Origin of the sequence: Saccharibacillus qingshengii (assembly GCF_013185195.1) — a bacterium.
Classification (GTDB): Bacteria; Bacillota; Bacilli; order Paenibacillales; family Paenibacillaceae; genus Saccharibacillus; species Saccharibacillus qingshengii.
In genome coordinates this window covers 95,020-112,913 of record NZ_JAAZWC010000003.1, presented here as the reverse complement: position 1 = coordinate 112,913, position 17,894 = coordinate 95,020, and the positions used below count along the sequence as shown (strand labels likewise).

At 57.0% G+C, this 17,894-nt stretch carries 17 protein-coding genes and 1 other annotated feature; of the genes, 4 read left to right on the top strand and 13 right to left on the bottom strand.

What is annotated here, in order from left to right; translation table 11 throughout:
• Positions 1-10: 10 nt before the first annotated feature.
• The 3 genes from HRQ60_RS04010 to HRQ60_RS04000 all read right to left on the bottom strand — a co-directional run bounded on the left by HRQ60_RS04010 (position 11) and on the right by HRQ60_RS04000 (position 2,907).
• Entirely contained in the window at positions 11-853 is an 843-nt protein-coding gene (locus HRQ60_RS04010) for a DegV family protein (RefSeq protein WP_172194350.1), read from the bottom strand.
• A gap of 188 nt (positions 854-1,041) precedes the next feature.
• Positions 1,042-2,007, bottom strand: a complete 966-nt coding sequence (locus tag HRQ60_RS04005; protein WP_172194349.1) for a DUF4261 domain-containing protein — start codon at positions 2,005-2,007, stop codon at positions 1,042-1,044.
• Positions 2,008-2,028: 21 nt separating this feature from the next.
• On the bottom strand, positions 2,029-2,907 hold the full coding sequence (locus tag HRQ60_RS04000) for a DUF1963 domain-containing protein (protein ID WP_172194348.1): 879 nt from the start codon (positions 2,905-2,907) through the stop codon (positions 2,029-2,031).
• Positions 2,908-3,092: 185 nt separating this feature from the next.
• Here HRQ60_RS04000 and HRQ60_RS03995 point away from each other — a divergent pair, with 185 nt between their 5' ends.
• The gene (locus tag HRQ60_RS03995) at positions 3,093-4,406 is read left to right on the top strand and encodes an MFS transporter (RefSeq protein WP_425501620.1); all 1,314 of its coding nucleotides are present in this window, start codon (positions 3,093-3,095) and stop codon (positions 4,404-4,406) included.
• A 133-nt stretch (positions 4,407-4,539) separates the two neighbouring features.
• On the opposite strand, the gene HRQ60_RS03990 is transcribed toward HRQ60_RS03995, so the two are convergent.
• The gene (locus HRQ60_RS03990; RefSeq protein ID WP_216671472.1) at positions 4,540-5,601 is read right to left on the bottom strand and encodes an ABC transporter ATP-binding protein; all 1,062 of its coding nucleotides are present in this window, start codon (positions 5,599-5,601) and stop codon (positions 4,540-4,542) included.
• A 300-nt stretch (positions 5,602-5,901) separates the two neighbouring features.
• Between HRQ60_RS03990 and glsA the strand changes: the two genes are divergently transcribed.
• Entirely contained in the window at positions 5,902-6,849 is a 948-nt protein-coding gene (glsA, locus tag HRQ60_RS03985; RefSeq protein WP_172194346.1) for a glutaminase A, read from the top strand.
• Positions 6,850-6,871: 22 nt separating this feature from the next.
• On the opposite strand, the gene HRQ60_RS03980 is transcribed toward glsA, so the two are convergent.
• The 4 genes from HRQ60_RS03980 to HRQ60_RS03965 form a co-directional block, all read right to left on the bottom strand.
• On the bottom strand, positions 6,872-8,431 hold the full coding sequence (locus HRQ60_RS03980) for a 2-isopropylmalate synthase (RefSeq protein WP_172194345.1): 1,560 nt from the start codon (positions 8,429-8,431) through the stop codon (positions 6,872-6,874).
• A 104-nt stretch (positions 8,432-8,535) separates the two neighbouring features.
• Positions 8,536-8,791: a binding site (T-box leader), on the bottom strand.
• 478 nt (positions 8,792-9,269) lie between these two features.
• The gene (locus tag HRQ60_RS03975; protein ID WP_172194344.1) at positions 9,270-9,860 is read right to left on the bottom strand and encodes a histidine phosphatase family protein; all 591 of its coding nucleotides are present in this window, start codon (positions 9,858-9,860) and stop codon (positions 9,270-9,272) included.
• Positions 9,857-10,477 (bottom strand): hypothetical protein, encoded by a 621-nt coding sequence (locus HRQ60_RS03970; protein ID WP_172194343.1) that lies wholly within the window; start codon positions 10,475-10,477, stop codon positions 9,857-9,859. Before HRQ60_RS03970 ends, HRQ60_RS03975 begins: the two co-directional genes overlap by 4 nt.
• A gap of 12 nt (positions 10,478-10,489) precedes the next feature.
• A complete protein-coding gene (locus HRQ60_RS03965; RefSeq protein ID WP_172194342.1) occupies positions 10,490-10,894 on the bottom strand; it encodes an HD domain-containing protein in 405 nt (134 codons plus the stop codon).
• 228 nt (positions 10,895-11,122) lie between these two features.
• Between HRQ60_RS03965 and HRQ60_RS03960 the strand changes: the two genes are divergently transcribed.
• Together HRQ60_RS03960 and ymzB are read left to right on the top strand one after the other, a co-directional pair.
• Entirely contained in the window at positions 11,123-11,767 is a 645-nt protein-coding gene (locus HRQ60_RS03960) for a TVP38/TMEM64 family protein (protein WP_172194341.1), read from the top strand.
• A 93-nt stretch (positions 11,768-11,860) separates the two neighbouring features.
• Positions 11,861-12,208, top strand: a complete 348-nt coding sequence (gene ymzB / locus HRQ60_RS03955) for a protein YmzB (RefSeq protein WP_172194340.1) — start codon at positions 11,861-11,863, stop codon at positions 12,206-12,208.
• Between the two features lie 254 nt (positions 12,209-12,462).
• On the opposite strand, the gene HRQ60_RS03950 is transcribed toward ymzB, so the two are convergent.
• The 5 genes from HRQ60_RS03950 to HRQ60_RS23475 all read right to left on the bottom strand — a co-directional run bounded on the left by HRQ60_RS03950 (position 12,463) and on the right by HRQ60_RS23475 (position 17,821).
• Positions 12,463-12,723: an AbrB/MazE/SpoVT family DNA-binding domain-containing protein gene (locus HRQ60_RS03950; RefSeq protein ID WP_216671471.1), complete on the bottom strand. Its 261-nt coding sequence runs from the start codon at positions 12,721-12,723 to the stop codon at positions 12,463-12,465.
• A gap of 410 nt (positions 12,724-13,133) precedes the next feature.
• Positions 13,134-13,595 carry a GNAT family N-acetyltransferase gene (locus HRQ60_RS03945; RefSeq protein WP_172194339.1) on the bottom strand — a complete coding sequence of 154 codons (462 nt, stop codon included), beginning with the start codon at positions 13,593-13,595 and terminating at the stop codon, positions 13,134-13,136.
• Between the two features lie 205 nt (positions 13,596-13,800).
• The gene (locus HRQ60_RS03940; protein ID WP_172194338.1) at positions 13,801-15,663 is read right to left on the bottom strand and encodes an ABC transporter transmembrane domain-containing protein; all 1,863 of its coding nucleotides are present in this window, start codon (positions 15,661-15,663) and stop codon (positions 13,801-13,803) included.
• Positions 15,656-17,392 carry an ABC transporter ATP-binding protein gene (locus HRQ60_RS03935; protein WP_172194337.1) on the bottom strand — a complete coding sequence of 579 codons (1,737 nt, stop codon included), beginning with the start codon at positions 17,390-17,392 and terminating at the stop codon, positions 15,656-15,658. The genes HRQ60_RS03940 and HRQ60_RS03935 overlap by 8 nt, the downstream gene beginning before the upstream one ends.
• Positions 17,393-17,821: a hypothetical protein gene (locus HRQ60_RS23475; protein WP_216671470.1), complete on the bottom strand. Its 429-nt coding sequence runs from the start codon at positions 17,819-17,821 to the stop codon at positions 17,393-17,395.
• Between the last annotated feature and the right edge of the window lie 73 nt (positions 17,822-17,894).

Below are 17,894 nucleotides of genomic sequence, written 5' to 3'. Positions count from 1 at the left end.
TACGCAGCGTTTATTCGTAATAATACATAAATCCGATCGCTCCGGGTCCCGTATGCGTGCTGATGACGGGCGTCGTATAATCGATCTCGATCTGCGTATATCCGGTCAGTTCGTGAATTTTGGCTTTGAGGCTCTCCGCCAGCTTGCTGCCTTCGGCGTGTACCAGACCCACGCCTTTGATCGTCCGTCCTTTGACGTCTTCGGCAAACTCGCGGGCCAGATGTTTGACGACCTGGGCGTGGCTGCGCGGATTGGACTCCGGCGTATACACCCCGTCTTTGAGCATGCCGATCGGTTTGATATGCAGCAGCGATCCGATCAGCGCCTTGCCTCGGCCGATCCGGCCGCCTTTGACCAGGTTCTCCAGCGTGTCGACAACCACATACAGCCGGGTTGCCGCGCGCACTTCGTCCAGACGGGCCAGAATCTCTTCCATTGTCCGCCCCGCCGCCGCCATTTCGGCCGCTTCGATAACCTGGAAAGCCAGTCCTCTGGAAATATATTTCGAATCGACCACGGTGACGTTCGTTTCGGTCATGTCCGCCGCCATTTCGGCGGAGCGAACCGTTCCGCTCATTCCTCCGGTCATATGAATCGAGATCACGTCGTAACCTTCCGCCCCCAGGCGGTCATACAATTCGACGAACGTTCCGGGAGCCGGCTGTGAGCTTTTCGGCAGTTCGACGGCATGGATCATTTTTTGGATAAACGTTTCCGGGGTAATGTCCACCCGGTCCGTATAGTTTTGTCCGTCGATGGTAAAAGAGAGCGGAACCATTTCAACTCCGTATTCCGCCAATACCCGATCGCTCAGATCAACGGTCGAATCCGTAACCACTTTGATTTTGCGCATGCGTCACTCTCCTGTGTCCAATCAGCCCACGCCGGCCGCAAAGCTCGCAGACGAAGCGTTTGTTCAAGCTGTCCTCTCCAGTATACAGGCCCTGTATAGCTTACACAAATTCGAAACAGTTATGCTAAATTTTACTTATTTAAATTTTGACTTATCTTCGCCGGCCCGCTGCCGGAGCGAAGCCGCCTTTACTCTTCGACCGGCGCTTTATGATGCCCGGCGTAATAAGGCTGACCCGGATCGACGTCCAGCACGAGGCGGTGGGGAGGCGACAGCGCATACTGATGCTCACAGCGCCAGCGGACATCTTCGGTTGGCCCGAACGTTTCTCCATCTTGAATCACATCGCCGCTGTCGAACAGGTAATACCCCAGATTCGTGACCTGTTGGGCTACTCCGGTCGGCTCCAGATCAAAAAAATGACACTGTACATCGGGGATGCCCAGCGCGGCCAGTCCGAGGGTATCCATCAGCATTTCGTTTCTGCCGCTGCCCGTGCCTTCCACATTATAGAACCTTACATTCATCGCTCCGTACAGAATGCCGCCCGCTTCGATCGCTGTCAGATAGTCGCCCGGTTCCAGCAGTTTGTCGCTTTCGCGGAAATAAACGGCGTCGCACGGCGCCGTCTCCAGCACGGCGCGCAGCGCGCCGGTCAGAAGTCTCAGCCGATCCTGGGGAGCCAGTCCCGAAGCCATCATATCGATCAACCGGACGGAGTAGCGGCACTGCGCAACAACCGCTCCCGCATCGGCCCAATGCCAAGCCTGCTGGATGGCGGTCTCGTATTCCTCAGCCGGGCGGCTGGGCATCGACATCAGCGAAGTCTGCGCGGGCATTTCGCCGTCGGCGAATTTTACCGGATAGTTCAGATGGAAAAAGTGCAGCATATCGGTCTCCGAGCGGTCCGACGGTTCCCAGACGACCAGACGGTCTTCCAGCTTTTGTTCTTCCGGCTGTTCGATCGTGCCCGTATACAGCTGCATTTTCTCGTAGAGGCGTTTGCGCGAAAAGTCGGGCTTCTCTTTGTACTTCAGCTCGATCGTGTACACGCGGGCAAATCCGAAGTCTTTTTCAGCCGCCAGCATCGCTTCGGTCTCGCTGTTCATTCCGTCTCCGGCTTGTTCTGCCTCTGGTTCGTGCGGATTCGTCATATCGCGTTCCTCCTTGAATGGTCAGCTCGAATAATAAGCACAATACGTACGGTCGAAGCGGCCGGCCAACAGATCCTCCCAGCGTATAAAATAATGCAGCACGCCCGCGTCTCCCCACATAAAGCCGATATCGTCGTCCGATTCGATCTCCGCCAGCATCACGATATCGGCCACCTCGCGCCGTGCAAGCTCTTCGCTGCCCAATGGCAAGGTCAAACGGGCGATCGCTTCGTCGGGATAGTAGGTCTCTTCGCAGCCAAACAGCGACAGCGCGGCCAGATACTCGTCGTCACCGTGCTGGCCTTCGGCATAGCCGAACATACGGACCACTTCTTTTTTCGAGTCTCCCCGGATACTGAAACTGATCTCTTCGTATTCTTCCCAACCGTGATCGTCGTCTTCGACCGCCTCTTCGTCCACATAAGAGTAACTCGGCAGCTGCAGCGAAGCGCCCGATTTCAGCAGGTAGGGATGATAAGGGCCGAAGTCTTCTTCAAACGAAAGCTTTCCAGGAGCCGCGGTGCGCTTTGCGCTTCCCATTTCTGCCGCCGCCGCGTGCAGCACGCGGTGTTCGGTTTCCAGCCCGTAATCTCCGACAAAAAAGAACAGCATGCCGTCGGCCGGCAGGCGAGTCTCCGCATCCTGCAGCTCCGCCAGGTTGAGCTGGAGCACGAACGACATCAGAAGACCGTCCGAATCGACCGGCCATGCCAGCGAATCCGGCAGGTCCGGTTCTCCTCCGACCCGCGAACCGCCCGTTTGTGCATACGGTTCCGGTCCGGTCTTCGTCCATACGACCGTCTGTTTGATTGTGCGGCGCAGATAATCGGCCGCATGCGCAAAACCGTGTTCTTCGATCGCTTGTTCCAGACGGCTGCGATTGTGTTCGGTCAGTCCCATCTTCCACCCCCACTTTCGTTCATTCCGATTTCTTTCCCATTATAAACGATGGACAAGCGGGAAATCTAACCGGCAATCCGGTCCGTAAGTGCTTTAAAGCACTTACGGATCTCCGCGCTTCCTTCCCCCTTTTCGCCCAAACTGGTAAAATAGAAAAGTCATGTTCAAAAAAAGGAGGTCCTCCCTTGGAATCGTTCAGGCGCATGACGGCCGGAATTGCCGGCTGGCCGCGCAACGTCAAACTGTTTTTCGCCGCCAACCTGCTGTATCAGATCGGCGGCGGCATGTTTTCCGTCTTGTACAACCTTTATATTCAGGGAATCGGCTATGGCGATGCCATGAACGGCCGCGTCGTTAGTATCCAATCCTTGGCGACGGCCTGCATTTTCATTCCGATCGGCTTGTTCGGCGATCGCTTGAGCCGCAAGATGCTGCTGGTAATCGGAGCCCTGCTCAGCGGTGTCTTCTTTGCACTGCGCGCCTTGGCCGAAGCGGAGCCACTGCTGCTGATTCTTGCCGTCTGCTCCGGCATATTCGCCGCTTTCTTCCAGGTGTTGGCTATTCCGTTCCTGGCCGAAAGTGTCAAAAAGTCGCAGCGGCTGGCCCTATTCAGTGCTTATTCGTCGCTGATGCTGGCCGCGCAGGTACTCGGAAGCATGGGCGGCGGCGTGCTCGCCGATGCGCTGCAGCATGCCGGTTTCGAGCGGGTAGCCAGCCTGCGCTTCACGTTATTTGCGGGAGGGATCGCAACGCTTGCCGCTTTTGTCCCCATGCTGTTTATCCGTGAAGACCGCAGGCAGTCGGAACCGCCGAAGACTTCGCTTGCCGCGGGAAGCGGCGGCGCGGCCAGTTCCGAGCCGGCCGCTTCGCCGGTTTCTTCCTCCAAGGCGGAAAAAGCGCCGGAGCGCAGCGGGCGGATTATCTTTTGGTTTGTTCTCGCCCAGCTTCCGATCGGCCTGGGCTCGGGACTGGTCGTTCCTTACCTGAATCTGTACTTCACCAACCGTTTCGATGTTTCGCTGACCGCCATGAGCCTGCTGATCTCGCTCGGCCAGATCATGACGATCATTTCCATGCTGATCGGCCCGTCGCTGTCGAGAAAGGTCGGTCCGGTCCGCGCGGTCGTCTTGTTCCAGATGCTGTCGCTGCCGTTCCTGCTGACGACCGGATTCACGAACATACTGCTGATCGCTTCTGTCGCTTTCTTGTTCCGGCAGGCGCTGATGAATGCGGCCAACCCGATCCAGTCCGCCGTCATGGTCGACCGGATTCCGGACAGCAAGCGCAGTCTGGCCAACTCGCTGACCCAGACGGCTTTTATGCTCGGATGGGCCAGTATGGGACCGGTGCAGTCTTATCTCGTCACCACGTACGGCGACTATTGGGGATACGCGATTACGTTCAGTATCACCGGCGCTTTGTATGTCAGCGCTTCGCTGCTGTATTATTTCAAGTTCAGAGAACCGGGAACCCGCCGGGCGAAGACTGCGCTCCGTTAAGTCGGTTCGCTTTTCCGCCTGCCTGCGGGCCGGCTTCTCTGCCCTGCCGTTTGTTTCCAAGCAAAAAAGGGATGAAGCCGAAGAAGTTCGGTTTCATCCCTTTTGTTCATGCATAATCGGTAAGGCTTCGGTCTTAGACTTGGACCAGAACCGGAGTGGCATAAGCGTTATCCAGCTTCCGCTGGCGGCGCTGCACGGCTTCCGGCGGCGTAACCGGCGGAGCATCCGGATGGAGCAGCCAGGATTTGACGAAATGAGTATCGGATACCTGGAACATCGGAGGCTCCTTCTCGAAGTCGATCTTCATGGCGTAGTTGCTGCGCAAAGCGAACGCATCGCCGATCGGCGGGTGCAGCAGATCCGGAGGCGTACCCGGAATGGCGTTGAGTTTCTGTTCGCCGTTACTGTCGAGCGCAGGCATCGAGGAGAGCAGTCCCCAGGTATACGGATGGCGAGGATCGTAGAAGATCTCGGCAGCCGTTCCCATTTCCACGATCTGGCCGGCATACATAACCGCTACGCGGTCGGCCATTTTGGCAACAACGCCAAGGTCGTGGGTAATGAAGATGATAGCCGTACCGATCTTCGCCTGCAGATCCTTCATCAATTCGAGGATCTGGGCCTGGATGGTAACGTCGAGTGCCGTCGTCGGTTCATCGGCGATCAGCAGCTTCGGATTGGCGGCAAGGGCCATGGCAATAACGACACGCTGACGCATACCGCCGGAGAATTCGTGCGGATACTGGGTGAAGCGTTTTTCCGCGTTCGGAATGCCGACCAGATTCAGCAGTTCCAGACCGCGCGCACGCGCGGCGGCTCCGGAAATCTTCTCGTGCGTGAACAGTACCTCGGTGATCTGCTTGCCGACTTTCATGGTCGGATTCAGCGAGGTCATCGGATCCTGGAAGATCATGCCGATCTCTTTGCCGCGCATTTTTTGCATTTGGTTTTGCGTTTTTTTGATCAGATCCTGGCCTTCGAACAGGATTTGTCCGCGTTTGTACTGACCCTGCGGTTCCGGTACGAGCTTCATGATCGCCTGGGACGTCACACTTTTGCCCGAACCCGATTCGCCTACGATTGCCAGCGTCTCGCCTTTGTTCAGATGGAAGTTAACGCCTCGGATTGCCTGAACTTCGCCGGCGCGCGTTTTGAATGAAATCGCCAAATCTTTGACTTCGAGAAGTCTCTCCATTATCTCCACTCCCTATAAAGCCCGTTCGCGAAGGAACGGGCGGTTTGTCGCTTTTCGCATATCGTTCTTAAGAATTGTCCGCCTGCGCGCACGCCGCTTTTCCGAACGTTTAGGTCTGATTTGCGGAACATTGTTCCACGAAACCGTATATAATATTGTAACTGCTCGGATAACGGGCAGTCAAGCAGACATTAGATGTCAGGTGTCTATGCCCGAGAGACTGCGGTATGATAAAAAACGACGACGGAAGCAGCCGGAAAACGACGGCAGAAATCGAACCGATTCCAAGGAGAGATGTCCATGATAAACAAAGAAGCGCGATTGGCGGAAGTTCGGCAGTTTCTGCCGGAATGGCTGGAACACAGCCGCAAGCAGGCTGCTCTCGGAGAAGTGGCTTCCTATATTCCCGAATTGTCCAAAGCGCGGGCGGATGCACTGGGCATTCACCTGCTCGATCTCGGCGGCGAATCCGCTTCGGCCGGCGACTGCGGCACCACCTTTACGCTGCAGAGCATTTCCAAGGTATTCACGCTTATTCTGGCTTTGATGGATAACGGAGAAGAAGCCGTATTCGGCCGCGTCGGCATGGAACCGACGGGAGACAACTTCAATTCGATGCTCAAGCTGGAACTGGTCCGCCCGGGCATTCCGTTTAATCCGCTGATCAATGCCGGAGCCATTACCGTTTCTTCCATGATCAAAGGCTCCTCGCCGGAAGAGAAATCCGCGCGCATCCTGGAATTTTTCCGCCGTCTGTCGGGCGGAAGTGCGCTGCAGGTCAATGAAGCGGTCTATCGTTCCGAATTCGAAACGGGCAACCTCAACCGTTCCATCAGCTATTTTCTTGTAGAAAACGGCGTCCTGGGCGGAGGCGTGGAAGAAGTCCTGTCCGTGTATTTCCGCCACTGCTCGATCGAAGCCACCTGCCGCGACCTGGCCCGGATGGCGCTTGTGCTGGCCGGTGACGGCACCGATCCGTTGAGCGGCGAAGAACTGATTCCCCGCCGCTACGTCCAGATCGCTAAGACCTTCATGATTACCTGCGGCATGTACAATGCCTCCGGCGAATTCGCCATCAAAGCCGGACTGCCGGCCAAAAGCGGCGTTTCCGGCGGGATTCTGACTTTTGTCCCCGGCGCACTGGGTATCGGCGTCATCGGACCCGCCCTGAACGCCAAAGGCAACAGCAGCGCGGGTGTGCACCTGCTTGAACGGCTCTCGCAGCGGATGGACTGGAGTCTGTTCTGAACCTCGATTCGGCCGTTCCCGTCTAGGAAACGGTCGTTTCCGACTCCTTCTTGGCCTGCGACCTCGCTTCTCTGACCGCCCGGTTGCAGGCGGCCATATACGCTTCAGCCGCGGCCAGCAAAATGTCGCGGTTCGTTGCCGTGCCGCGATGCAGCAGCCCGCCCAAGCGGACGGTGACTCCGGCTTCTCCGGCCGACGTCTCGCCGGAAGAAACGGAATACAGCTCCAGATCCGCAAACTCGATCGGTTCCGGCACGGCGCTCCGGATCGCATCGACCGCCGCTTCGACCGGTCCTTCGCCGCTGCCGGTATACACTTCTTCGCGTCCGCTGACATTGTCGCGAATTTTGCAGGAAGCGGCCCGATGAGTGCCGCTTCCGGCTGCGAACTGCACTTCGCTCAGCGTGTACGGCTCCAGTGCCCGATCTACGGCCTGCCCGGCCAGCTGCAGCAGTTCGTGATCGTGGACCGTTTTTTGGGCGTCGGCTTTTTCCTTGAATGCGGCATAGAACGTTTCCAACTGCTCGGCGTTCAGTTCGACTCCGAATTCTTCTACCCGGTGGCGCAGCGCATGGCGTCCCGAATGCTTGCCCAGCACGATCATGCTGCGGGGAATCCCCAGCCGTTCGGGATCCATAATCTCATACGTGCTGCGGTTCTTGAGCAGTCCATCCTGATGGATCCCCGCTTCGTGCTGGAACGCATTGCGGCCGACGATCGGTTTGTTGAACGCAATCGGCGAACCCGTCATCCGGCTGACCATCTGCGAAGCCGCATAAATCTCTTCCAGCCGAATCCCCGTTGTAACGCCGAACTGTTCCCCACGTGTGGCCAGCGCCATCGTCAGTTCTTCCAGCGAGCAGTTGCCCGCACGCTCGCCGATCCCGTTCACCGTTACTTCGACATGCGTGACTCCCGCCTTGACGGCGGCCAGGCTGTTGGCTACGGCCAATCCCAGATCGTTGTGGCAGTGGGCGCTGAACTCGACCCGGTCGCTGCCGCGTACGCTATTCATCACCCGCGTAAACATCGCCCCGTACTCTTCCGGCAGCGCGAAACCGACCGTATCCGGAATATTCAGGATCGTCGCCCCTTCTTCGATTACCGCCTCCAGCACCTCGAACAGAAACTCGTCGCCGGTCCGTGTCGCATCCATCGGCGAAAATTCAATTTCGTCCGCAAATCCTTTGGCATAAGCGACCATCTCCCTCGCCAAACGGACAACTTCCGCACGCGTTTTTTTCAACTGGAAATCCAAATGGATCGTCGACGATGACAAAAACAGATGCAGCCGTCTGCGCTGCGCATCTTCCGTCGCCCGGACCGCGGCATCGATATCGGCTTTGACCGCTCGGGCAAAACCGCAAATTTCGACACCGCCGATTTCACGCGAGATCCGCTGCACGGCCCGGAAATCGCCGGGACTCGAGATCGGGAACCCCGGCTCGATCGTATCGACGCCCAAGCGTGCCAGCTGATGGGCCAGCTTAACCTTTTGCTCCACGTCAAGCGAAGCGCCCGGCGCCTGCTCGCCGTCTCTGAGCGTCGTGTCGAAAATCTTGATTTTTCTTGGTTCTGTCATCTGATTTCGCCTCCGATTGGACCGTTTCCGGCCGGAATAGTGGGGGGTTTCACGTCCCTTGCGCGCATTCTGGTTGTATACAAAAAGGCCCGTCGTCTCTTGAATCAAGAGACGACGGGCCTGGGCCGCCGCGGTACCACTCTCGTTGATCTTTGCGCTGCGCAAAGATCCGCTTGAACCCCGGATAACGGCGGGGCGGACCGGTCGGCTTGAATCCGGCGAAGTCCACTTCGGACTTCGGGCCGGAATTCGGCTTCCTCGCTCCCGGGCGAGTTCGGATCGGGCGAATACCGCATTGCACCTTTTCTGCGGCTCTCTGCAAAACGCCTGTCTCCTACTGCTCCCGTTCATCGCATTTCTTCGTATTCGATCGTTTCCGATACGCCTTGCTTTCATGTTTCTCTAACGCGGCGTACGCAAAAAAAGCCTGTCGTCTCTTGTTCAAGAGACGACAGGCTTTGCTGTCGCGGTACCACTCTCGTTGATTATTGCCTATCCGCCCCTGGTCTCGGCTGCTGCCGATTCCGGTTCGGACGAAGCGCAAATCCGCTCGTCGGCCCTCTCACGTGGGCGAATCCGTTCGCGCTTGCTTCTCCTTCGCGGCTTCTCGCCGCGTAGGACCGCTGGGCCCGACCGCTTCCGGGTGAGTTCATCGGTTCATGCCGGCTGCGTCGCACCTTGGTTCGCAGCTCTCTGGACGGCTGTTCCGGTTACTGATCCCGTTCATTGCGTTTTGATTTGGTGCCATTGTAATCCGGTTTCAAGAAGTCTGTCAACCCCGATTTTTCCTTGAAGTGCGACTTATTCAGTCTATGCAGAATCCCGAACCCGAATGTCTTCAAACGCAGCGAATCCGTTCGACCCCTCTGTATATTCCTTGGTCAAAAAAAGCACAGTATACGTCGGGCATGGACAGCCGCTGCCAGAATTCGAAGCCGAATTCCGGAGCGAATCCGTTCAGCATAAGCGTCAGAATATCGCCGTGCGTCCCGATCGCGATCCGCTGCCCGGCATGGTTATGCAGCAGTTCGCGAAGCACGGGCATCGCTCTTCCCGCTGCTGCCCGGCTGCTCTCGCCCCCCGGCGGACAGTAATCGAAATCCGCGTAACAGCGCGCTTTCTCTTCCAGAAAACCGGCCGCACCGAGATCCCGACTTCCCGAGACCAGCCGTTCTTGCAGACCCTCAAAAAGCAGGATCGGCTGCCCCGCGGATTCGGCAAGCGGCGCGAGGGTATCGATTGCCCGGCGGTACGGACTGGATACGAAGATGCCGATGTTTTCCTGCTCCAGACGAAGCCGCAGGTTCTCCGCATCCGCTCTTCCTGCGGCGGACAATCCGCGTTCCATTTCCCTACCATGAATATAAGGCGAATGGGCATGCCGGACAAAATACAGCCGCGTCTCTTCGTTCGGCGCGGTGCCGCTCATCGTTCTTCCTCTTCCCAGAACACGAGGTACTCGCCGATCAGCCGCTCGACTTCGGCAATGAGCGGGTAGGACGGCAGGCTCTCTGCTTCCTGCCCGTTAGAAATACGGGGCACAGCCAGATACAGCTTGCTCAGTTTGTGTCGATACGCGTGCGAAGGCGCATCTCCCTCCGCCCAGGCAACGCGCAGTTCATGCGGCCGATACAGCAGCCTCGCCGTCTCTTCGGCCGTAGACGCGTGCTGCCGAAGCAGAACCAGCAGTTCTTCGTCCGTCCGTTCACCAAGCTGCGAAGGCGGCAGCCCGCCGGCTTCGATCAAACGGATCGTCAGGGCCCGCAGAACAGCCGCCGGACCGATATTTTCCGCCGAAGCATGATACCGGGCTTCGTGCAGGATCAGCTGCAAAGTCAGCTCGGCGGTGTCCGGATCGGCTTCGAGCCGGGAGCCCGACAAGCGAAATCCGGGCAGCAGCTCAGGCGCGGGCTTGGGCAGAATACCGAACGCCGCTGCGCTGCGAACCCAGGAATCGAGATGATCGGCATGCAGCGCTCCGTCTTGGCTTCGCAGCGGATTGGGCCGGAACCCTTCGATCAGATCGACGACTTCAACAAGATTCAAACCGCGCAGCGCCTATCGAATCTCGGGCGAATGCCGTTCGGCTTCCGATCGGCGATGATGGTCGAATCCTCCGATGCCTTCCAGCGCATGGCTGAACGGACCGTGTCCCACGTCATGCAGCAGAGCCGCCGCCCGCAGTTCCGACCAGTCCGGCGCAAAGTGGGCAATCAAGGCAAATACGCCCAGCGTATGCTGAAGCCGCGTCGACGTATGCTGCGTATGCAGGGCCGCCGGCCCCGCATGCCGCACATAATGCAGACGGCGCAGCGCGGGTGTACGCAGCAGCGCGGCTTCAACCGCGCTGAGCTCGGTCGCCGTTCCCCACAGCGGATCCAGCAGAACGTCGGAGTCCGCCATCTGGCCGTACCGACCCTGCCATCGTCCGCCCTGTACGGACATTTTTCCGGGTATATCCATCGTCTGCCTCCTCCATGATCTGTCTTGAATTGCATTCTTCCAAGTATACCCTTTTGCTCGGCTGCCCGTAAAATGAAGAGCCGTCCACTGCCGAAATATGCCGCCGAACTGCTCCGTGCGCCTCCGCTGCTCGACTTCTTCCGGGCGCATCGCATACAATCGGAGTACAGGTCCGGACCGAATCGAATCCGATTGCCGAATCCCGACGGAAAGGAGCTGCGACGCCGTATGAAAAAATGGATCACGCTTGCCGCCTATGCCGCGGCGCTGCTGCCGATCCTGATTTATCGCCATGAATTGAGAGTGCTGATGGAAGACGTTTCGCTCCCGGCCGCCGCCGGTTACGCGCTTGGGTTCTTGTTTGCCTTTTTCCCGGTGCTGCCTTACAAACTGGTCATCGGCTCGCTGGGATTTCTGTACGGTCCGCTGCCGGGCGCCTTGTTGGCCTGGCTTGCGGTAACTACGGCTTCCCTGCTGCAGTACGTACTCGCCCGCCGTTACTTTCGGGAGCAGGGCCGCGCCGCACTCGCCAGGTTTTCGGGGCTGGAACGGATCGGTCTGCTGATGGAACGCCGGCCGTTTGTGGTGATTCTTGCCGCCCGCCTCGTTCCGCTGCTGCCCCAGGCGCTCGTGAATTTGTATCCCGCCTTTTTGAATATTCGTCCTCTCGTGTATGTCACGGCTTCCGCGCTCGGTAAAATCCCGGCGATGCTCGTATTTGCTTTTGTCGGACAAAGTTTGTTTACCGATCTGCCGAGAACTCTGACCGTATTGGGGGTCTATGCGGGGTTTCTGTTCGCCGTTTACGTGGGTTACCGCTTTTTTTTCCGGGATGCCGACGATTTGTCGACCCACGCCGGCGGAGACCGTTAGAAGCTTGCTCCCGTTTGCTTGGAGGGTTGGCGGGGTAATTGGAGAGTACGCAGGCGAAGCGGGAAGCTTTGCCGGAAGAAAGGGTGGAACACCATGGACAAATCTATCGAAATCTTAAATGAATGGTTGAACGGAAAAACCGGGCAAACTTTGAAGATCGAAAAAAAGGAGAACGGAGATACCGATATCGTTCACTTCGAACTTGAAGATCTGGGAGAACGGCCCCAGGACAACCCGGTCGACGATTATCTGGAACGCGCCCTGCTGCTGCGCGGTTCGGGCCGTATCTTGAATGCGGAAGACGAATCCGTGCCGCTGCCCGGCGATACGTATGAGATTGTGCTGAACGATCTGGAGATTCTCGATCAGGAAGAGAACCGGATCACACTCAAGAATGACCGTGCGGAGTATGAAGTAAGCCTCGAATCGCCGCAGGCTTGATAAGTCTTCGCATCGCCGGAATCTCAAAAAGGAAGGTCCTCCCTTTGCTTGGGAGATCCTTCCTTTTTTGATGCCGGTAAACAAGCGGATCTGCCCTCCTGCCTTCGCAAGCCGGCTAGGTAGGGTCGGATCTCCTTGGACGCGAACCGAAACACGCTCCCTGGCCTCCTCGTCTTATCAAAAAGCCCGCCGTCTCCCTCTGCAGGGGTTCGGCGGGCTCTATGAGAAGCGCTCAGGCGCGAATGTTCAAGAAGTTACTTGGCTTCGGCTTGGTACAGTTCGATCAATTCTTCGATTGCGGTTTTGCTGACCATTTTGCCTTTGAAGTAGACGAGATCTTCGGCTTCGCCCGTGAAGATACAGGTCGGTGCGTATTTTCTCAAAATAATGCGTTCGCCGTCCACGAAAATTTCCAGTCCGTCCTTGATATCGATGCCCATTGTTCTGCGCAGTTCAATCGGAATGACTACCCGTCCCAGTTCGTCTACGCGTCTTACGATCCCTGTTGCTTTCATTGCTATAACTCCCCATTTCATTTAAAATGATAATTGTCGACAAAATATCGTCGTTATTCGATATTATTCGACATATTGTGCTTGCTTCCACTGTACTCCTCTTTATATATCTTGTCAATATGGAAATTTATACTACGGTAAAAATTTTTTATCTTTTTATTAAAATAAAAAGCGAGGCGCGTATTCGATGCGTTTCGCTTTCTTTTTGCCTGAATTCCACCCTGTCTGCCGCTTTATCCGTATCCATTTTCTATAATTTTCTGGAAAAGGATTTGGGACTTTACCCAAACGGATCTCGGGCCTGTCCGGACATACAAAAAAGCCCTTCGCGGCCGTCCGGTAAGGACGAACACGCGATGGGCTTGAAAACTCGACTGCACCTGAGGCGGCAGTCGGGGAAACGTAACGAATCAGGAAGCTCCGGTCTGCGCTTTGTACTCCGGACGAAGCAGATGGACGGTCGCGATCGACCGGCCCGATGCATCCGATTCCGAACGGCCCGCTTCGATGAAACCAACACTTTGATAGAAATCGTATACATCCGGCGTCTGTTCGCCCACGTCGACAGCAAGTTCGCCCCGCTGCGACACATGGTCGAGCAGCATACCGGCGACTCCTTGTCCCTGATAATGAGGATGAACGACAAGCAGCTCGACTTTCGAACCGTTCATGGCGATAAATCCGGTCAGTTCCCCGCCGAATCGGCTCTGCACGGCATGCAGCTCCAACCGCTCAAGAATTTCTTCCTGGAACAGCCGGGCATAAAACTGAACATCTCCCGGGTCCAGATCGGACAGGGTCCGCCGAACCGACAGCATCCAAATTTCCGTCAACCGATCGTTGTTCTCTTCCGTGCATTTAATGATTTGCATGCGTACATCCTCCTCTTATCCAATAATCAGGTCTTGCTTTTCGACGTCACAACCTTCCACCGAATGAGAAGACTCCTTCCGCCGCTGCTTCCGAAACGATGCCGCAAGAGTGCGAAAGAATGATATTTGAACAAATATAACACAAATTCTTTTATTCGTCTTGTGATTTTTTTCTCGACCTGATTTTTTTATAAAAAAGCCCTGCTTAAGACGAACGGGCAGCGAACTGACTGTGATACAGATCGTAGTAGAAACCGCGGGCCGCCAGAAGTTCTTCGTGCGTCCCCTGCTCGTCGGCACGCCCCCCGTTCATGAACAGGATCCGATCGGCATCCTGGATCGTACTGAGCCTGTGGGCGATCACAAAGCTGGTGCGTCCCCGCATCAAACTCCGCATCGCTTCCTGGATATGCATCTCCGTTCGCGTATCGATGCTGCTTGTGGCTTCGTCCAGAATCAGGATCGCCGGATCGGCCAGGACCGCACGCGCGATCGTGAGCAGCTGCCTTTGTCCATGACTCAAGTTGGCCCCGCCCATCGTGAGCGGCGTATCGTAGCCTTTCGGCAGCGCACGAATAAAGGAATCCGCGTTCGCAAGCTCCGCGGCATGTTCGACTTCTGCATCCGAAGCGTCCAGCCGGCCGTACCGGATATTGCTTCGAATCGTACCGGCAAAAACGTATGCGTCCTGCAAAACCATGCCTACGCTGCGGCGCAGATCGTTTTTGTCCAGTTCGCGGATATCGCAGCCGTCGATCCGGATAGTCCCGCCCGTCACTTCGTAGAACCGGGTCAGCAGATTCACGATCGTCGTCTTGCCTGCTCCCGTCGGTCCGACCAAAGCGATCTTCTGGCCGGGTTCGGCGCGAAACTCCACCTCGCTGAGGACGGGACGGGACGGTCTGTAAGCGAACGAGACTTTGTCGAATATCACTTCGCCGCGTACGGCTCGACTGTCGAGAGCGCGCCCCCGTTCTTCGTATTCGGTTTCCTGGTCGAGAATCTCGAATACCCGCTCCGCTCCGGCTACGCCGGCCTGAATCAGATTGTACTGATTGGCCAAATCGGCAATAGGACGGCCGAATTGGCGCGAATAGTTCAAGAAGCTGACGATTACGCCGACACTGGTCCAGCCCTGCCAAACCATCCAGCCTCCGATCGCCGCAATCAGCGCAAAGTTGATATTGTTCAGCATGTTCATGACCGGGCCGACCAGACCCGAAACGATCTGTGCCCTGACGGCCGCCCGGTTCAATTCGTTGTTGATCTCGCCGAACTGTTCCTTCATCGCTTGTTCGCGCCGGAAGATCTGCACCGTCCGTTGGCCGCCGACCGACTCTTCGATCAGCCCGTTCAGACTGCCCAGCCTTTCCTGCTGCGCCTTGAAGCTGCGGCGGGTAATGCCTCCGATCATTTTGGCGGCCAGCAGAACCAGCGGAACCGTGACGAGACTGACCAGCGTCAGGACAAGATTCAGACGCAGCATCAAGACCAGCGATCCAATCACCACGATAAGGCTGGTCAGCATCTGGGTCACGGTCTGATTCAATCCGTTCGATACGTTCTCGATATCGTTCGTATTGCGGCTCATCAGTTCTCCATGGGTTCGCGTATCGAAGAACGAGACGGGCAGGCGCTGGAATTTGCGGAACAAATCGCCGCGCAGCGATTGAAGCATGCGCTGGGCCACGCCGGTCATCACATAAGCCTGCAGCCACGAAGCGATCGCTCCGCCCGCGTAGAGACCCAGCAGAAGCAGACACAAACCCAGCAGGCCGTCCGAACGCCCCGGCGTAATAAAGCGGTCTATGGCCAATCCGAGCAGATAAGGACTGACCATCGTCACAAGCGCCGCAAAAACGGTCAGGGCATACACCCACAGCAGATCGGCCCGCTGTCGGTTCAAATAAGTCCAGAGACGGCGCACGGTCGCTCCGGTATTTCTTGCCCGCTCTTTGGGACGCGGCGCTCCGCGGCCCGGGCCGCCGGGTCCCGGCAGGGAAAGTCCCGCAGGTGCCGGATCCGGGTTCGGGCTCTGCGGCTTTTCTTTGATCGATGAATCAGACACGGGCTTCGCCCCCTTCGCTTTCTTGAGAACGGCAGATTTCACGGTAGATTTCGCTGTTGGCCGTCAGCTCTTCATGGGTGCCGACCGCGGCGGCCCGGCCGCGGTCCATCACCATAATCAGATCGGCTCCTTGTACGGCCGATACGCGCTGGGCAATAATCAATTGGGTCGTTCCCGAGAAGTCGCGCTGCAGCGTCCCGCGGATCTTGGCTTCCGTCGCCAGATCGACAGCGCTTGTACTGTCGTCGAAGATCAGCACTTCGGGACGCATCAGGAGAGCGCGCGCGATCGCGATCCGCTGCTTTTGTCCACCCGACAGATTGATGCCTTTCTGGCCGATACGAGACGCGTAACCTTCCGGCATACGTTCGATAAAAGCATGCGCCTGGGCCGCAGCCGCCGCGCGGCGTACTTCGTCATCCGAAGCGCCCGGACGTCCAAAACGGATATTGTCGGCGATCGTCCCGCTGAACAGATTCGCTTCCTGCGGCACAAATCCGATCTTCCCTCTCAGACTCGACAAATCGATGTGCGAAACCGGCAGACCGTCGATACGGATCGTACCGGCTTCGGGATCGTAGAGGCGAGGTATCAAACTGACCAGCGACGTTTTGCCGGAACCGGTTGCGCCCAATATGCCGAGCGTTTGGCCCGGCAGAACAGTGAACGTTATATCGCGCAGCGCAAGTTCGTCCGTATGCGTCCCGTAGCCAAACGAGACATTCTCAAAATCAAGCCTTCCGCCGACAGCGGGCAGAACCGATGCAGCAGGCGGGTTTTCGATATCGGCACGTTCGTCGAACACTTCGTTCACCCGATCGGCGGACGCTTTGGCACGGGAGATAAAAGTCAGGATCATCCCGATCGCAAGCATCGAAGACAGCATCTGGGTCACATAGTTGATATAAGCCACCAACTCGCCGACAGCCAGATCCCCCGAGCGGTTGAGCGCTCCGCCATACCATAGTACCGCCACGATACTCACATTCAAGATCAGCGTCATCACGGGCATATTGAGCGCCATGATGCGCATACTGCGTGTCAGTATGGCCGTATAATCGCGGTTGACCGCTCCGAATCGTTCTTCTTCGTAATCGGATCGGACAAAAGCTTTCACTACGCGGATTCCGTTCAAATTTTCCTGCAGCCGTCCGTTTACCCGATCCAGCCGTTTTTGTACGGTCGCAAACAGCGGCAGAGAAAAACGGACAAGAAAAAACAAAAACACAAACAAGACCGGTACGGCGATCGCCAGAATCACCGTCAGTTTCAAGTTAATCGACAGCGCCATGATCAGGCTTCCGACAATCAGCATCGGCGAACGCACGAACATGCGCAGCAGCATCTGGACAAAGGTCTGAAGCTGCGTCACATCGTTGGTAATCCGTGTAATCAAAGTGTCCGACGGCAGCCGGTCCAGATTACGGAACGACAGCGACTGGACTTTGACGAACAGAGACTCCCGCAGATCCCGGCCAAAATGCTGCGAAGCGATACTGGAATAGATCGTGCAGCCGACGCCCCCGATCACGCCCACAATCGCTACCGTCAGCATCAGCAGGCCGGTTCGACGGATTTCTCCGGCGTCGCCTGCCGCGATGCCGTCATCCACGATCCGTTGAAGCAGCAGCGGCTGCATCAGATCCATACAAACTTCGAGGACCATGAACAGCGGAGCGAGCAGCGCCGGCAGCCAATACGGTTTCAAATAGGTTCTTAAACGCCACATTCAGCGGTCTTCCTCCTTGTCCGAGGAAACCGTCCGCTCACCTGCCGGGAGATCTGCTCCGGATTCATGCTTTCTTCCTCCGCCTCTTCTTCCTTTTCCGTGCCCCCGATGCCGGCCTTCGCCTTCGCATCCTTCAGGCTTCTCATGCAGTTCAAAGACCTGTACAAATTCCCGAATAATGCCGTCTACCGCTTTCAATTCGCCCGCGATCACCGGACGTATACTTTCGAACGCTGACTCTTCCAACTGCCCGGCCAGTGTGCTGCGGCGCAGTTCCAGACGCTCCAGAAAATGGAGCGCCCGCCCGCGGCGAAACGTCTGGGCTCCTTCCGAGCGGCCGCGCCGTCCGTCTTCTTCTTTTTCCCTGCCGGGTTTATTTGCCGTTTCGGTCGCTTGATGCTCCTGTCCGTCTTGGTTTTCCTCGCGCATGTCGACATCTCCTTTTTGTATGCTTATGTATACAAATGTATTCACTTGAATGTACATTGTCAATATTGGGCGA

Bases quoted from the DNA above. Each gene is read 5' to 3' on its own strand.
- HRQ60_RS04010 (WP_172194350.1), bottom strand. From the start codon at position 853: ATGCGCAAAATCAAAGTGGTTACGGATTCGACCGTTGATCTGAGCGAT.
- HRQ60_RS04005 (WP_172194349.1), bottom strand. From the start codon at position 2,007: ATGACGAATCCGCACGAACCAGAGGCAGAACAAGCCGGAGACGGAATG.
- HRQ60_RS04000 (WP_172194348.1), bottom strand. From the start codon at position 2,907: ATGGGACTGACCGAACACAATCGCAGCCGTCTGGAACAAGCGATCGAA.
- HRQ60_RS03990 (WP_216671472.1), bottom strand. From the start codon at position 5,601: ATGGAGAGACTTCTCGAAGTCAAAGATTTGGCGATTTCATTCAAAACG.
- glsA (WP_172194346.1), top strand. From the start codon at position 5,902: ATGATAAACAAAGAAGCGCGATTGGCGGAAGTTCGGCAGTTTCTGCCG.
- HRQ60_RS03980 (WP_172194345.1), bottom strand. From the start codon at position 8,431: ATGACAGAACCAAGAAAAATCAAGATTTTCGACACGACGCTCAGAGAC.
- HRQ60_RS03975 (WP_172194344.1), bottom strand. From the start codon at position 9,860: ATGAGCGGCACCGCGCCGAACGAAGAGACGCGGCTGTATTTTGTCCGG.
- HRQ60_RS03965 (WP_172194342.1), bottom strand. From the start codon at position 10,894: ATGGATATACCCGGAAAAATGTCCGTACAGGGCGGACGATGGCAGGGT.
- HRQ60_RS03960 (WP_172194341.1), top strand. From the start codon at position 11,123: ATGAAAAAATGGATCACGCTTGCCGCCTATGCCGCGGCGCTGCTGCCG.
- ymzB (WP_172194340.1), top strand. From the start codon at position 11,861: ATGGACAAATCTATCGAAATCTTAAATGAATGGTTGAACGGAAAAACC.
- HRQ60_RS03950 (WP_216671471.1), bottom strand. From the start codon at position 12,723: ATGAAAGCAACAGGGATCGTAAGACGCGTAGACGAACTGGGACGGGTA.
- HRQ60_RS03945 (WP_172194339.1), bottom strand. From the start codon at position 13,595: ATGCAAATCATTAAATGCACGGAAGAGAACAACGATCGGTTGACGGAA.
- HRQ60_RS03935 (WP_172194337.1), bottom strand. From the start codon at position 17,392: ATGTGGCGTTTAAGAACCTATTTGAAACCGTATTGGCTGCCGGCGCTG.
- HRQ60_RS23475 (WP_216671470.1), bottom strand. From the start codon at position 17,821: ATGCGCGAGGAAAACCAAGACGGACAGGAGCATCAAGCGACCGAAACG.